Below are 13,467 nucleotides of genomic sequence, written 5' to 3' on the forward strand. Positions count from 1 at the left end.
TCACCACCCGTGACCGTCCCCAACGTCCTGGCCACCCGCTACGCCTCGGCCGAGCTGGCCCGCATCTGGTCCCCCGAGCACAAGATCGTGCTGGAGCGGCAGCTGTGGATCGCGGTGCTGGAGGCCCAGCGCGACCTGGGCATCGAGGTTCCCGAAGGGGTGGTCGAGGCCTACCGCGAGGTCATCGACCAGGTGGACCTCGACTCGATCGCCGCGCGCGAGCGGGTGACCCGCCACGACGTGAAGGCGCGGATCGAGGAGTTCTCCGCCCTCGCCGGCCACGAGCACATCCACAAGGGCATGACCTCCCGCGACCTCACCGAGAACGTCGAGCAGCTGCAGATCAGGCAGAGCCTGGCGCTCGTCCGCGACCGCGCCGTCGCGACGCTGGCCCGGCTGGCGCGCCTCGCCGCGGAGCACGAGACCACCGTGATGGCCGGCCGCAGCCACAACGTGGCCGCCCAGGCGACCACGCTGGGCAAGCGGTTCGCGACCGTGGCCGACGAGATGCTGATCGGGCTCGAGCGGGTCGAGGACCTGCTGGCCCGCTACCCGCTGCGCGGGATCAAGGGGCCGATGGGCACCGCCCAGGACATGCTCGACCTGCTCGACGGGGACGACGCCAAGCTCGCCGAGCTCGAGGAGCGGGTCGCCGCGCACCTCGGCTTCGACCGGGTGCTGACCAGCGTCGGCCAGGTCTACCCGCGATCGCTGGACTTCGACGTCGTCTCCAGCCTGGTGCAGCTGGCTGCCGGCCCGTCCAACCTCGCGACCACGATCCGGTTGATGGCCGGCAACGAGCTGGTCACCGAGGGCTTCAAGGAGGGCCAGGTCGGCTCCTCCGCGATGCCCCACAAGATGAACAGCCGCTCCTGCGAGCGCGTCAACGGCCTCGCGGTGGTGCTCCGCGGCCACCTCTCGATGATCGGCGAGCTCGCCGGCGACCAGTGGAACGAGGGCGACGTCTCCGACTCCGTCGTACGCCGGGTGGCGCTGCCCGACGCGTTCTTCGCCGCCGACGGGCTGTTCCAGACCTTCCTCACCGTGCTCGACGAGTTCGGGGCGTTCCCCGCGGTCATCCAGCGCGAGCTCGACCGCTACCTGCCGTTCCTGGCCACCACCAAGGTCCTGATGGCGGCGGTGCGCAACGGCGTGGGCCGCGAGTCCGCGCACGAGGCGATCAAGGAGGCCGCGGTCGGCACCGCGCTCGACATGCGCCGCGGCCAGGCGCAGAACGACGTGTTCGCTCGGCTGGCCGCCGACGCCCGCCTCGGACTGACCGAGGCCCAGCTCGGGTCGCTGGTCGCCGAGCCGATCACGTTCACCGGGGCGGCCGTCGCGCAGGTCCAGGAGGTCGTGCGCCGGGTCGCCGAGGTGGCCGGTCGCCGCCCCGAGGCCGCGGCGTACTCACCCGGCGACATCCTCTGAGAGGTCCCGTCGCTCGTCGCGCAGCGCGCGGATGGCCATCAGGAGCGCGGCGGAGAGCAGCACCACCGCGGTGAGCAGGGCCGCACGCAGGGCGGTGCCGTCGGAGCTGGTGCCGACGGTCACCTGATAGACGGTGATGAGTACGGCGGCGCCGATGGAGGCGCCGATCCGCTGGCCGGTCTGCAGCGCGCCGCCCGCGGCGCCGCCCATCCGGGGCGGCACCTCCGCCAGCGTGAGCGTGATGTTCGGCGAGACGACCGCGCCACCGCCGAGCCCGGTGAGGAAGAGGGTCGGGACCAGCCACGGCCAGAGCGGGTCCCGGCCGGGCACCAGCAGCGCGACCAGCAGGACGCCGGTGATCATCGCGACCAGCGCGCCGACGGTCAGGCGGCGCCCGGCGTCCGAGACGAACCGCCCCGCGATCGGTGCGCTGATCGCCGACCCGAGCGCGAACGGGATGATCAGCAGGCCGGCCTCGAGTGGCGTGTGGCCCAGGCCGTCCTGCAGATAGATCGAGCACACCAGCAGCAGGCCGGTGAACCCGGTGAAGTACAGCCCGCCGACGGCCAGTCCGTTGAGGTAGCCCGGCAGCCGGCGGAGCAGCGCGATGTCGAGCAGCGGCTCGTGGCCGCGGGCCGACGTACGCCGCTCCCACCGCACGAACGCCCACGCGAAGGCCGGCACCCCCGCGAGCAGCAGCAGCGGCAGCCGGGCTCCTCCCTCGACGCTGACCACCGGGTAGAGCAGGCACAGCACCGCGGCGCCCAGCAGCAGCGCGCCCGGTACGTCGATGCGGGTGCTGCCGCGACGCGCCGCCGGTGCCGGTCCGGGCACCAGCCGCGCGACCGCCACCATCGCCACGAGCCCGATCGGGGCGTTGACCCAGAACAGCCAGCGCCAGCCGTCGCTCTCCCCGGCCAGCGCGATGATCAGGCCGCCGAGGACCGGCCCGGTCGCCGACGACACCGAGACGGTGAACCCGAACACCCCGAACGCCCGCGCCCGCTCGCGGCCGCGGAACAGCTGCTGGATCAGGCCGGAGTTCTGCGGTGTGAGGAGGCCCGCGGACGCGCCCTGCAGCAGGCGCGCGGCGATCACCAGCCCGACACCGGGGGCGAACCCGACCGCGACGCTGGACGTGACGAAGCAGACCAGGCCGACCAGCATCATCCGGCGCCGGCCGTACGCGTCGCCCAGCCGCCCGCCGGCGACCAGGGTCAGCCCGAACGCCAGCGCGTAGCCGGAAACCACCCACTGGACGGTCGCTGCGGACGTGTGCAGGCCGGTGCGCATGGAGGGGATCGCGACGTTGACGATCGAGACGTCGAGCAGCGCCATGAACCCGACGACCAGCGAGACGCCGAGGATGCGCCAGCGGTGGGGGGGCGGCTCGTACGCCGGCTCCTCCTCCTGCGGGGTCTCCACGGCGTGCTCGGTCACCCCACCACCTTGCCCGAGCGATGATGGCGACATGCGCAGATCCGTCGACGTCCGCGTCACCGGACGGGTGCAGGGCGTCTCGTTCCGCTACTACGCCGAGCGCGAGGCCACCCGGCTCGGCGTGGCCGGGTGGGTGCGCAACGAGCCCGACGGATCCGTCGCCGCCCACCTCGAAGGCGACCCCGGCGCGGTGGACGCTCTCGTCCGCTGGTGCCACGACGGCCCGTCTATGGCGTACGTCGAGCACGTCGACGTCCGGCCCGCCGACGACCAGGGGCTCACGTCGTTCCGCGCCACCGGTTGAGGCTCAATCTCCGCCGAGTCGGCGCAGTCTGAGCCCCCGGGGTGCCTCAATCTCTGCCGGGTCGGCGTCAGGCCCGTGCGTGCCCACCCCAGTTGGCGAGCTTGGTGGCGACCGCGTGCAGGTCCGCGCGCCACGCCTCCTCGGGCACCGGCGGCAGGATGTCGTCCCACTCGACGGCGTAGGAGCCCTTGATCTGCTCGAATCCCTGCGGGCGGGCGAAGAACCAGACGTGCGCGTGCGCGGAGCCGTCGCCCCACCGGTTGACGTGCACGCGCCCGATGCCGGGCATCGCCTCCATGATCCGCACCAGTCGGTTCGCGATCCGGCCGAGCTCGGCGGCGTGGTCGTCGCCGAAGTCCCCGACGTCGAGGTGCTCGCGGGTCCACAGCGTCAGGACGAGCGGCAGTCCGGTGGGCTCCGGGGACGTGGTGAGGACCCAGTGCTCGTCATCCCACACGACCCGCGCGAAGCCGAACCCCTCGCAGGCGCCGCACGGCGTGCCGCCCGGCTCCCCGCTCCGCGGCTTCTCCTCGCCGGGGGGCGTCAGGGTCTTCGGCGCGATCGCCCGGTCGGCCACCTGCCAGGGGAAGATGTCCCACTCCGCGATCGACGGCGTTGGCAGTCGGCCGTCCTGGGTGGCAGCGACGACCCGTGCGTACATCTCAGCTGCAGACTCCGGCATGACAGCACTGTGCCAAACCGGGATTTGCGCGCGCACCTCGGCCCCCGGACGATCACCGGCATGAGTGCACCCGTCACCGTGTCGATCACCCGCACCGTCGCCCCGGGCCACCGCGACGAGATGCAGGCCTGGATCCGGGCGGGGTCGGCGTTGGCCAGCCGGTTCGAGGGCTTCCTCGGCCACGGGTGGGTGCGCCCGGCGGCGGAGTCCCAGGAGTGGCACATGCTCTACCGGTTCGCCGACGAGCAGTCGCTGGCCGCGTGGGAGGCTTCGCCCCAGCGGGCCTGGTGGCTGGGCGCCGCGCAGGGGCTGGTCGGCGAGGCCCGCGTGGAGCGGCGTACCGGCATCGAGGGCTGGTTCGACCCGCCCGTCGCCCACGACGTCCAGGACCTGCGGCCGGCACCGCCGGCGCCGCCGCGCTGGAAGCAGATGGGCGTGATCTTCCTGGTGTTCTTCCCGCTGAGCCTCGCGGTCAACTGGCTGGGCCGGGAGTACCTCGCCGACTGGCTGCTGCCGCTGCGCGTCCTGGTCTCGGTGGTCGTGATGACGCCAGTGATGACGTACGTCGCGCTGCCGTGGATGACCAGGCGGCTGGAGTGGTGGCTTCAGGGCGAGCCGCCGCCGTGGCGTCGCCGCTGAGGAACCTTCCTCTTGCTTTCGAGGTGTGCTCCGTGGTCAGGGTGGAGCATGAAGCGAATCTCGGGAAGCATCCTCCTCACCGTCCTGTCCGTCCTCGGCCTGACGTTCGGCGCCGTCGCGCCCGCGTCGGCGATCACCCAGTCCAGCGCCGCCTCGCAGCTCTCCGCCGCCGGCATCGGCTGGACCTCCTCGGGCGGCTGCACCGACCGCAACAACTCCACGTGCACGTCGTTCGAGGGCATCCGGCAGGCCACCGTCGACGGCGCGATCACGCTCAAGCGCGCCAGCGGCTGCGGCCTCACGATCACCGGCGGCACGGAGTCCGGCCACGCGTCAGGCACCTACAGCCACTGGAACGGGTACAAGCTCGACTTCTCGCGCACCACCTGCCTGACCTCGTGGATCCACAACACCTACACCTACATCGGCCAGCGCAGCGACGGCGCCGCGCAGTACCAGGCCGCGTCCGGCAACGTGTACGCCGACGAGGGCAGCCACTGGGACGTCACGTTCTACTCCTGCGGCTGCTGACCTCTAGGCTGCGCGTGTGGCCGACCTGAACATCCCCACCGCCCCGGCGATCCCCGGCGCCACCCACCTGCACTCCGGCAAGGTCCGCGACCTCTACGAGCTGCCGAGCGGCGACCTGCTGATGGTCGCCAGCGACCGGATCTCGATCTTCGACTTCGTGCTCGACACGACGATCCCCGACAAGGGAGAGATCCTCACCCGGATGTCGTTGTGGTGGTTCGACCAGCTCGCCGACCTGGTGCCCAACCACGTGCTCTCGACCGAGGTCCCGGACGCCGTCCGGGGCCGGGCGGTCGTGTGCCAGCGGCTCGACATGTACCCGGTGGAGTGCGTCGCGCGGGGCTACCTCACCGGGTCGGGCCTGCTCGACTACCAGGCCTCCGGTGCGGTCTGCGGGATCGCGCTCCCCGCCGGCCTCGTCGACGGGAGCCGGCTCCCGGAGCCGATCTTCACCCCGGCCACGAAGGCCGAGCTGGGGGAGCACGACGAGAACGTGTCGTACGACGCGGTCGCGGCCACCGTCGGGGCCGAGCGCGCCGCCGAGCTGCGGGACCTGACCCTGCGGGTCTATGCGCGGGCCGAGACGGTCGCCCGGGAGCGGGGCATCATCCTGGCCGACACCAAGCTGGAGTTCGGCGCCCGCCCGGACGGCACCACGGTCCTCGCGGACGAGGTGCTGACCCCCGACTCGAGCCGGTTCTGGCCGGCCGCGGAGTGGGCGCCCGGCCACGCGCAGCCGTCGTACGACAAGCAGATCGTGCGCAACTGGGCACTCTCGCCCGAGTCCGGCTGGGACCGCGCCTCGGGCGAGGCGCCGCCGCCGCTGCCGCCCGAGGTCGTCGAGCGCACGCGCAGCAGGTACGTCGAGGCCTTCGAGCTGCTCACCGGCGAGCGCTGGTAGTCCCGTGGTCGCCGTCGTGTTCCCGGTGTCCCGCGAGGTCGCGTTCGACTACCTCGCGGACCCCGGCAACCGGCCCCAGTGGCAGTCGAGCCTGGCCCGGGTCGAGGACGTCGACGGCGAGGTGCGCGTCGGCCAGACCTGGGTCGACGTCACCACGGCCCGGGTGCGCCCGCTGATGGAGACCACCGAGCTGGACCGCCCGCGGCGCTGGTCCGAGCGCGGCACCTGGCGCGGCTTCGCCGCGGTGCTGACCCTGGACTTCACCGAGACGGCGACCGGCTGCGACGTGGTCGCCACGATGCGGGTGACCGGCCGGGGCATCGCGGCCGTGCCGGCGCGGGTCCTGGGGTGGATGGCGCCCCGAGCGGTCCGGGCGGACCTACGCCGCGCGGCTCGCCTCCTCGGAGCCTGAGCTCTCCACGGGACTCCTCACCACGGAACGAACCCGTCGATGCTGACGAACCGGCCGCTCGGGGTGCCCGCCGGGGCCGGGGTCAGGGCGGTCCGGACGAAGCCAGGGCACACCGAGGTCGCGACCAGCCCGGTGTCCGCGAGCTGCTTGGACAGCCCGATCGTGATGCTGTTCAGCGCCGCCTTCGAGGCCTGGTCGGCCGGCACCACCATCGCGTAGTACGGCGACTCCGGGTCGGTCTGGTCGGCCAGGGAGCCCATCGTCGAGGACACGTTGGCGGGAATCGGACCCGGCGTGGTGGAGCGCAGGTGACCCGTGAGTAGGTTGGGGCCACACCCGCAGTGATGGAGGCCACGCCCATGACGACGTACAACCTGGCGACCCTGCTCGAGGACGGCGCCGCGACCTACCCCGACCGCACCGCGATCGTCCTCGGCGACACCCGCCTCAGCTACGGCGAGGTGAACACGTTCGCCAACATGGTCGCGAACCTGCTGGTCTCCCGCGGCGTCCAGCCGGGCGACAAGGTTGCGCTGACGTGCCCGAACCTGCCGTACTTCACCGTCGTCTACTTCGGCATCCTCAAGGCCGGCGCGACCGTCGTGCCGCTCAACGTGCTGCTCAAGGGCCGCGAGGTCGCCTACCACCTGGCCGACTCCGATGCGAAGGCCTACTTCTGCTTCCAGGGCACCCCGGAGCTGCCGATGGGCGAGGCCGGGCTCGCCGGGTTCCGCGAGGCCGAGGGCTGCGAGCACTTCTTCGTGATCACCGCCGGGCTCGGCGACGCCTCGCCGTTCGAGGGCGTCGAGACGATGGCCCAGGCGATGGGCGGCCTGTCGGGCGAGTTCGCGACCGTCGCCACCGACGAGGACGACACCGCGGTCATCCTCTACACCTCCGGCACGACCGGCCAGCCCAAGGGCGCCGAGCTGCGCCACCGCAACATGCGCGACAACGCCCTGCTCGGCGAGCCGCTGTTCGGCGCGGACCCCGCGAAGCCGGACAGCTACCTGTGTGTGCTGCCGCTCTTCCACTCCTTCGGCCAGACCGTGTGCCAGAACGGCGCGTTCGCGTACGGCGGCACCGTGGTGATGCTGCCCCGCTTCGAGGCGCACGCCGCCCTCGAGCTGATGCTGAAGGAGAAGATCACGTTCTTCGCCGGCGTCCCCACGATGTACTGGGGACTGCTCGGCGCGCTCGAGGACGGCGTCGACGTGTCGGCGCTCCGCGAGAACCTCCGGGTCGCCGTGGCCGGCGGCTCGGCGCTGCCGGTCGAGGTGCACAAGGAGTTCGAGAAGAGGTTCGGCATCACGATCCTGGAGGGCTACGGCCTCTCGGAGACGTCCCCGGTCGCGAGCTTCTCGCGGTACGGCCAGCCCGCACGTCCGGGCTCGATCGGGTTGCCGGTGCCGGGAGTCGAGATGAAGCTGATCGACCCGCGGTGGCAGGAGGTCGAGGGCGCCGACCAGATCGGCGAGATCGCGATCAAGGGCCACAACGTGATGAAGGGCTACTACGACCGGCCCGACGCCACCTCCGAGGTCATCCAGGACGGCTGGTTCCGCACCGGCGACCTGGCCCGCCGCGACGAGGACGGCTGGTACTACATCGTCGACCGCTCCAAGGACATGATCATCCGCGGCGGCTACAACGTGTACCCCCGCGAGATCGAGGAGGTGCTCCTCACCCACCCGGCGGTCTCGCTGGCCGCGGTCATCGGCGTACCCGACGAGAGCCACGGCGAGGAGATCAAGGCCGTGGTGATCCGCAAAGAGGGCGCGGACCTCACCGAGGCCGACCTGATCGCCTGGTGCAAGGAGCAGATGGCGGCCTACAAGTACCCGCGCCACGTCGAGTTCGTCACCTCGCTGCCGATGACGTCGACCGGCAAGATCCTCAAGCGCGAGCTGCACTAGCTAGCGGGACCGCGGAGCGGGCCCGCTGATGGTGGTCGAGCAAGCGGCGCGGCTGAGCTTGCGAAGCCGCGACCCGCGTGTCGAGACCCGGTGAGGCGACCGACGGCGTCGCGCGCGTGATCGACTCGAGGTCTGCTGTCGGGTGCGGGGGTCTCGATACGCGCCGTCGCGGCTTCGTTCCTCAGCCGCGGGCGCTACTCGACCTTCGTTCGCCACGTGAGCCGCTCCTCCGTCGCGGCTCACTGCTCACTCGAACGGGTTGGGCAGCGCGCCGGGGAGCTTGGCGAGCAGCTCGCGGGCCTGGGCGGCGACCTTGTGCTCGACGAGCACCTCGTACTTCGTGGCCACCACCTGGGTGACGGAGGAGAAGTCGCGCTGGCCGCGGGTGAGGGCGTAGCCGATCAGCGCCCAGATCAGCCCGAAGACCGCGCCGAACAGCATCGTGGAGACGATCATCGCGAACGCGTTCTCGTTGACGAACATCGCGAAGATCAGCCCGACGAAGAGCCCGAGCCACACGCCCGAGAGCAGCCCGCCGAGGGCGACCCGGCCGGTGGTGAGACGTCCGGTGATGCGCTCGACCCGCTTGAGGTCGGTGCCGACGATCATCAGGTGCTGCACCGGGAAGTGGTTGTCGGAGAGGAAGTCGACGGTCTTCTGGGCCGCGGCGTAGTCGTCGTAGACGGCGAGGGACTGGGGGAACTCCAGCTTCAGGGGAGAAGCGCCCGGCATCGGGGTGGGCATGCTCATGCGTCCAGTGTGGCGCAGGCGCCCAGGACCGTCGGCGGTGACGCCCTAGACTGTGCCGCGTGCCTCGCGTAGTCGTCGACGTCATGCCCAAGCCCGAGATCCTCGACCCCCAGGGCAAGGCCGTCCTCGGCGCCCTGCCACGTCTGGGGTTCAGCGGCGTCACCGATGTCCGCCAGGGCAAGCGTTTCGAGCTGGAGATCGCCGGTGAGCTCACCGACGAGGTGCTCGAGCAGGTCCGGCAGATGGCCGAGACGCTGCTGTCCAACCCGGTGATCGAGGACTTCACGGTCTCCGTCGAGACCACGCCGGCCGCCGTGGAGACGGTCGCGGGGTCGGGCTCGTGAAGGTCGGGGTCGTCACCTTCCCCGGCTCGCTCGACGACGTCGACGCCCAGCGCGCGGTCCGGGTCGCCGACCACGAGGCCGTCGCCCTCTGGCACGGCGACCACGACCTGCGCGGCGTCGACGCGGTGATCCTGCCCGGCGGCTTCTCGTACGGCGACTACCTGCGCTGCGGGGCGATCTCGCGCTTCTCGCCGGTGATGGCCGAGGTGGTCGAGGCCGCCCGCCGGGGGATGCCGGTGCTGGGCATCTGCAACGGCTTCCAGATCCTCTGCGAGTCCCACCTGCTGCCGGGTGCGCTGATCCGCAACGACCACCGCAAGTTCGTGTGCCGCGACCAGCGGCTGCGCATCGAGAACACCGACACCCCGTGGACCTCGGCGTACGCCCCGGGTGCGGAGATCACCGTGCCGCTCAAGAACGGCGAGGGCGGGTACGTCGCCGACGCCGAGACCCTCGACCGTCTCGAGGGGGAGGGCCGGGTCGTCGCGCGCTACCTCGATGACAATCCCAACGGCTCCCTGCGCGACATCGCCGGGGTGACCAACGAGCGCGGCAACGTGGTGGGCCTGATGCCGCACCCGGAGCACGCGGTCGAGGACCTCACCGGTCCCGGCACCGAGGGGCTCGGGTTCTTCACCAGCCTCGCGGCGCGCGCGTTCGCCTGAGGGTGGTCAGCGCCGCAGCTTGCCGGCGGCGAGCGCCGTCCAGGTCTGGGTGCCGGCGACGCCGCTGACCTCGAGGCCCGCCTTCTTCTGCCACGCCATCAGCGCCGTGGTGGTGGGCGCGTCGAAGACGCCGGTGGCCTTGATCGGGACGTCGCGGTCCACGACGGCGTTGAGCGCGCGCTGGACACGGCGCACGGCCGGGCCGACCGAGCCGAACTTCACCACCGGCTGGTCGCCGGCGCTCAGCAGCGACACCCAGTTGCGGCGCCAGAAGGTCGACGAGACCGCGAACCCGGCGCGGGTCTGCCAGGCGTTGACCGCCTGGATCGTGCTGGGGGAGTAGCTGCCGGTGATCTTCCCGGCGTACACGCCCTGCTCCTGCAGGAGGCACTGCAGCGCCTTGACCTTCGTCGCGGGCGGCGTCGCCCCCGGAGCCGGCGGCCGGATCACCGGGTAGAGCCCGTAGGCGATCTTCACCCCACCGCAGTGGGCCTCCGGCACGGGCACCGAGCCCCGGCCGACGTCGAGGAAGTTGCGGTCGATGTTGATCGTGACGCCGCCCCAGGTCTCGTCGTGCCCGCCCTGGTACTGCTTGATCCGGGCGTGCGGGCGCCAGCCGTCCTCGCGGAGGTACGTCGTGGAGGTGTTGGCCGCGCCGTCCCAGCGGGCCACCCAGATCTGGTCGGGGAGCACGACCTTGTCGGGCCGGTTGACGCGGGCATCGTCGAGCATCTTGATGCCCGAGCCGGCGCTCGAGTAGACGCCCGAGAGGTAGCCGAGCTTGCGGATCTGCCAGGTCCACCCGCTGAGGAACGCCAGCGCCGACTCGCGGCAGGCGGTGTTGCGCAGGTCGAAGCCCTCGAGGTCGTACCAGAGCGTGCTGCCGGGAGCGATGCCGAGCTCGGTGGCGACACCGGCGGTCTTGATCGCCTCCTCGTTGCCCTGCTTCTTGGCCGCGGAGTACGTGCCGTTGGTGCCGGCCCGGGGCACGATCGTCTCGTCGTCGCCGTACCGCGGGAAGCGCGGCTGGCAGGAGGCCTGGGGGCCGAGGGTGATCGGGAGCAGGCGCCAGCCGTTGGCGAGCTGGGTGCTGACCCAGGCGGGGGTCAGGTTCGGTTGGTCGCGGCAGGCGCGGGAGTCACCGGAGATGTAGATGCCGACCGCGAGGAACGGCGAGCTCTGCAGCCACCGGTCCATCTGCCACTGCTCGGGGGTGTGGCACTGGTCGAAGCCGTAGCCCGTGAAGTCACCAGGCGTGACGACGTTCCCGGTGCGGGCGGCGGTCGAGGCGGTGGGCCGGGGCCCGGCGGCGTCGGCCGATCCACCGACGCTGAGTGCCGCCACCGTGGTCGTGGCGACCGCGCCGCCGACGACGGCGACGAGCGCGCGGTGCAGGAGGGCGCGAGTGGTCCGAGAGGACGGGCGGGACATGGCGGGACTCCAGGGGAAGTAGGTGTGCCTGCCGTCGAGGCCACGCCACCATAACCTCACAAATCACACCAGTCACAGCGTTCGCCGGAACTACAGAGCCGTAATTCGAACGCGGCGCCGCAAGGTTCGCGCAAGCCGCACACGCAGCGCCGGCGATCGGCTCAGGCTGGTCGTGCACGTGCCGATCGAGCGTTCGAGGGGGAACACGATCATGGACGACACCTGGACGAACCAGCCCTCCCTGGGGCTGGTCGCGCACTTCCACGCCGACCCGACCGAGGGCGGCGTGCCGCTCGCGAGCGCCGACGGCCACTGGTGGTGGGACGGCACCCACTGGACCCCGGTGCATGCGCCCTCGCTCGAGGAGGCCGCCGCCCACGACGAGCACCCCGTGCTGATCCGGACGCACGAGACGGCCCAGCCGACCCCGCCGTTGGCGGAGGCCAGCTGAGCCGTCGTACGTGCTTGCCCTGCGGTGAGCCGGGAGGGGATCAGGCGGCCTCGGCGGCCACCGCCTCCAGCTCCTCCTCGGCGATCTCGACCCGTCGAGGCGACCTCGACGGCAGCCCGACCGCGCCCACCACCACCGCCGCGGCGGCGAACGTCGCGGAGGTGAGGAACGCCGCCTGCAGGCCGGGCACGAACTGACCGGGCACGGCGCCCGCGGCGTAGACCGACACGATCGCGGCCACCCCCACGGCGCTGCCCAGCTGCTGGGTGGTCTGCAGGAGGCCCGAGGCGGACCCGGCGTGCTCCGGCTCGACCCCGCCGAGGACCGTCGCGGTGATCGGCATGAACACGAACCCGGTCGCCACGCCGGCGATCGTCATCGGACCGAAGACCGCGGCGAAGTAGGTGTCCGTGGTGCCGATCGTGCTCAGCCACGCGTAGCCGATCGCGAGAGCGGCGCTGCCCGCGAGGATCATCGTCCGCGCCCCGAGGCGCGGCAGCAGCTGCGGGGTCACCCGCGACACCGCGAAGATGCCGAGGCTGAACGGCAGGAACGCCGCGCCGGCCGTCATCGGCCCGAAGCCGAGCACGCCCTGGACGTACTGCACGACCAGGAAGAACATCGACAGGTTCGCGCCGATCACCAGGGCCATCACCGCGAGGGCGGCGACCCGGGCGCGGTTGCGGACCAGGTGCGGCTGCACCATCGGGTGCGGGTGGCGCACCTCGGTGCGGGCCAGCAGGGCGAGCAGGGCCAGGCCGATCGCGAACCCGCCGAGGGTGCGGGCCGAGGTCCAGCCGTGCTCGGGGGTGCCGATCAGCGCCCAGACCAGGGAGACGGCGCCGAACGTCGCGGTCAGCGCGCCGACGATGTCGAAGCGTCCCGGGCGGCGGGCGGTCTCGTCGACGTACCGCGGGGCGAGGATGAGCACCGCGATGCCGATCGGCACGTTGATGAACAGCGTCCAGCGCCACGACCCGACGTCGGTCAGGAACCCACCGAGCAGCAGGCCGATCGACGCGCCACCGGAGGACACCGCGCCGAACAGGGCGAACGCCCGGTTGCGGGCGGCCTCGTCGGGGGCGCTGGTGGTGAGCAGGGCGAGCACGCCGGGGGCGGCCAGCGCCGCGCCGACGCCCTGGAGGGTGCGGGCGGCCACCAGCTGGCCGGGGGACTGGGCCAGGCCGCCGAGGGCCGAGCCGAGGGTGAAGACGGCGAGGCCGGCCTCGAAGACCTTGAGCCGGCCGAAGACGTCACCGAGGCGGCCGCCGAGGAGCAGCAGTCCGCCGAAGGCGAGCGTGTAGGCGTTGAGGATCCACGACAGCGACGCCGGGCCGAAGTCCAGGTCGGCGTCGATGCGAGGGAGCGCGACGTTCACGACGGTCGCGTCGAGGACGAGCATGAGCTGGGCGACCAACACGATCGCGATGCCGGTAGCCGCCCTGCCCGCGTTCTGCGGGAGGTCGGTGGGGAGAGTGTCACGGGACATGTGATGAGGTCCTGTTCTGGCCCGGCGGGCCGAGGTACAGTAGATCCGGAGGATGACTCCGCTTCGTGGTAAACCATACGGAGG

16 protein-coding genes are annotated in these 13,467 nt (G+C 71.9%); 10 read left to right on the forward strand and 6 right to left on the reverse strand.

All coding sequences use genetic code 11. The annotated features are described in order from the left end of the window. The first annotated feature begins 9 nt into the window (after nucleotides 1-9). Nucleotides 10-1,428, forward strand: a complete 1,419-nt coding sequence (purB, locus tag AC3ANS_RS01380; protein WP_488294389.1) for an adenylosuccinate lyase — start codon at nucleotides 10-12, stop codon at nucleotides 1,426-1,428. On the opposite strand, the gene AC3ANS_RS01385 is transcribed toward purB, so the two are convergent. After that, a complete protein-coding gene (locus tag AC3ANS_RS01385; protein WP_488294390.1) occupies nucleotides 1,408-2,868 on the reverse strand; it encodes an MFS transporter in 1,461 nt (486 codons plus the stop codon). The two genes, purB and AC3ANS_RS01385, sit on opposite strands and share 21 nt — an antisense overlap. Nucleotides 2,869-2,899: 31 nt before the next feature. Here AC3ANS_RS01385 and AC3ANS_RS01390 point away from each other — a divergent pair, with 31 nt between their 5' ends. Continuing rightward, nucleotides 2,900-3,172, forward strand: a complete 273-nt coding sequence (locus AC3ANS_RS01390) for an acylphosphatase (protein WP_488294391.1) — start codon at nucleotides 2,900-2,902, stop codon at nucleotides 3,170-3,172. Nucleotides 3,173-3,239: 67 nt separating this feature from the next. On the opposite strand, the gene AC3ANS_RS01395 is transcribed toward AC3ANS_RS01390, so the two are convergent. Continuing rightward, nucleotides 3,240-3,854 carry a hypothetical protein gene (locus tag AC3ANS_RS01395; RefSeq protein ID WP_488294392.1) on the reverse strand — a complete coding sequence of 205 codons (615 nt, stop codon included), beginning with the start codon at nucleotides 3,852-3,854 and terminating at the stop codon, nucleotides 3,240-3,242. A gap of 60 nt (nucleotides 3,855-3,914) precedes the next feature. Here AC3ANS_RS01395 and AC3ANS_RS01400 point away from each other — a divergent pair, with 60 nt between their 5' ends. Genes AC3ANS_RS01400 through AC3ANS_RS01415 form a run of 4 tightly spaced genes read left to right on the forward strand, consistent with a single transcriptional unit; the run spans nucleotide 3,915 to nucleotide 6,337 of the window. Then, nucleotides 3,915-4,493, forward strand: a complete 579-nt coding sequence (locus AC3ANS_RS01400; protein ID WP_488294393.1) for an antibiotic biosynthesis monooxygenase — start codon at nucleotides 3,915-3,917, stop codon at nucleotides 4,491-4,493. Between the two features lie 48 nt (nucleotides 4,494-4,541). Further along, entirely contained in the window at nucleotides 4,542-5,024 is a 483-nt protein-coding gene (locus AC3ANS_RS01405) for a hypothetical protein (RefSeq protein ID WP_488294394.1), read from the forward strand. A gap of 16 nt (nucleotides 5,025-5,040) precedes the next feature. Next, nucleotides 5,041-5,925 carry a phosphoribosylaminoimidazolesuccinocarboxamide synthase gene (locus AC3ANS_RS01410; protein ID WP_488294395.1) on the forward strand — a complete coding sequence of 295 codons (885 nt, stop codon included), beginning with the start codon at nucleotides 5,041-5,043 and terminating at the stop codon, nucleotides 5,923-5,925. Nucleotides 5,926-5,929: 4 nt separating this feature from the next. Beyond that, nucleotides 5,930-6,337 carry an SRPBCC family protein gene (locus AC3ANS_RS01415; protein ID WP_488294396.1) on the forward strand — a complete coding sequence of 136 codons (408 nt, stop codon included), beginning with the start codon at nucleotides 5,930-5,932 and terminating at the stop codon, nucleotides 6,335-6,337. A 17-nt stretch (nucleotides 6,338-6,354) separates the two neighbouring features. Here the strand turns inward: AC3ANS_RS01415 and AC3ANS_RS01420 are convergent, their stop codons facing one another. Beyond that, the gene (locus AC3ANS_RS01420; RefSeq protein ID WP_488294397.1) at nucleotides 6,355-6,609 is read right to left on the reverse strand and encodes a hypothetical protein; all 255 of its coding nucleotides are present in this window, start codon (nucleotides 6,607-6,609) and stop codon (nucleotides 6,355-6,357) included. Between the two features lie 87 nt (nucleotides 6,610-6,696). Here AC3ANS_RS01420 and AC3ANS_RS01425 point away from each other — a divergent pair, with 87 nt between their 5' ends. Continuing rightward, nucleotides 6,697-8,253 carry a long-chain-fatty-acid--CoA ligase gene (locus AC3ANS_RS01425; protein WP_488294398.1) on the forward strand — a complete coding sequence of 519 codons (1,557 nt, stop codon included), beginning with the start codon at nucleotides 6,697-6,699 and terminating at the stop codon, nucleotides 8,251-8,253. Nucleotides 8,254-8,499: 246 nt separating this feature from the next. Here the strand turns inward: AC3ANS_RS01425 and AC3ANS_RS01430 are convergent, their stop codons facing one another. After that, on the reverse strand, nucleotides 8,500-9,003 hold the full coding sequence (locus tag AC3ANS_RS01430) for a YflT domain-containing protein (protein ID WP_488294399.1): 504 nt from the start codon (nucleotides 9,001-9,003) through the stop codon (nucleotides 8,500-8,502). A gap of 59 nt (nucleotides 9,004-9,062) precedes the next feature. Between AC3ANS_RS01430 and purS the strand changes: the two genes are divergently transcribed. Together purS and purQ are read left to right on the forward strand one after the other, a co-directional pair. Next, a complete protein-coding gene (purS, locus tag AC3ANS_RS01435) occupies nucleotides 9,063-9,347 on the forward strand; it encodes a phosphoribosylformylglycinamidine synthase subunit PurS (RefSeq protein ID WP_488294400.1) in 285 nt (94 codons plus the stop codon). Further along, entirely contained in the window at nucleotides 9,344-10,012 is a 669-nt protein-coding gene (purQ, locus tag AC3ANS_RS01440) for a phosphoribosylformylglycinamidine synthase subunit PurQ (protein ID WP_488294401.1), read from the forward strand. The genes purS and purQ overlap by 4 nt, the downstream gene beginning before the upstream one ends. 6 nt (nucleotides 10,013-10,018) lie before the next feature. On the opposite strand, the gene AC3ANS_RS01445 is transcribed toward purQ, so the two are convergent. After that, nucleotides 10,019-11,443, reverse strand: a complete 1,425-nt coding sequence (locus AC3ANS_RS01445) for a glycoside hydrolase domain-containing protein (protein WP_488294402.1) — start codon at nucleotides 11,441-11,443, stop codon at nucleotides 10,019-10,021. Nucleotides 11,444-11,654: 211 nt separating this feature from the next. Here AC3ANS_RS01445 and AC3ANS_RS01450 point away from each other — a divergent pair, with 211 nt between their 5' ends. Next, nucleotides 11,655-11,894 (forward strand): hypothetical protein, encoded by a 240-nt coding sequence (locus AC3ANS_RS01450; RefSeq protein WP_488294403.1) that lies wholly within the window; start codon nucleotides 11,655-11,657, stop codon nucleotides 11,892-11,894. 40 nt (nucleotides 11,895-11,934) lie between these two features. On the opposite strand, the gene AC3ANS_RS01455 is transcribed toward AC3ANS_RS01450, so the two are convergent. Then, on the reverse strand, nucleotides 11,935-13,383 hold the full coding sequence (locus tag AC3ANS_RS01455) for an MFS transporter (protein WP_488294404.1): 1,449 nt from the start codon (nucleotides 13,381-13,383) through the stop codon (nucleotides 11,935-11,937). Nucleotides 13,384-13,467 lie beyond the last annotated feature (84 nt).

It is taken from the genome of Nocardia sp. 149-1B, assembly GCF_057747975.1.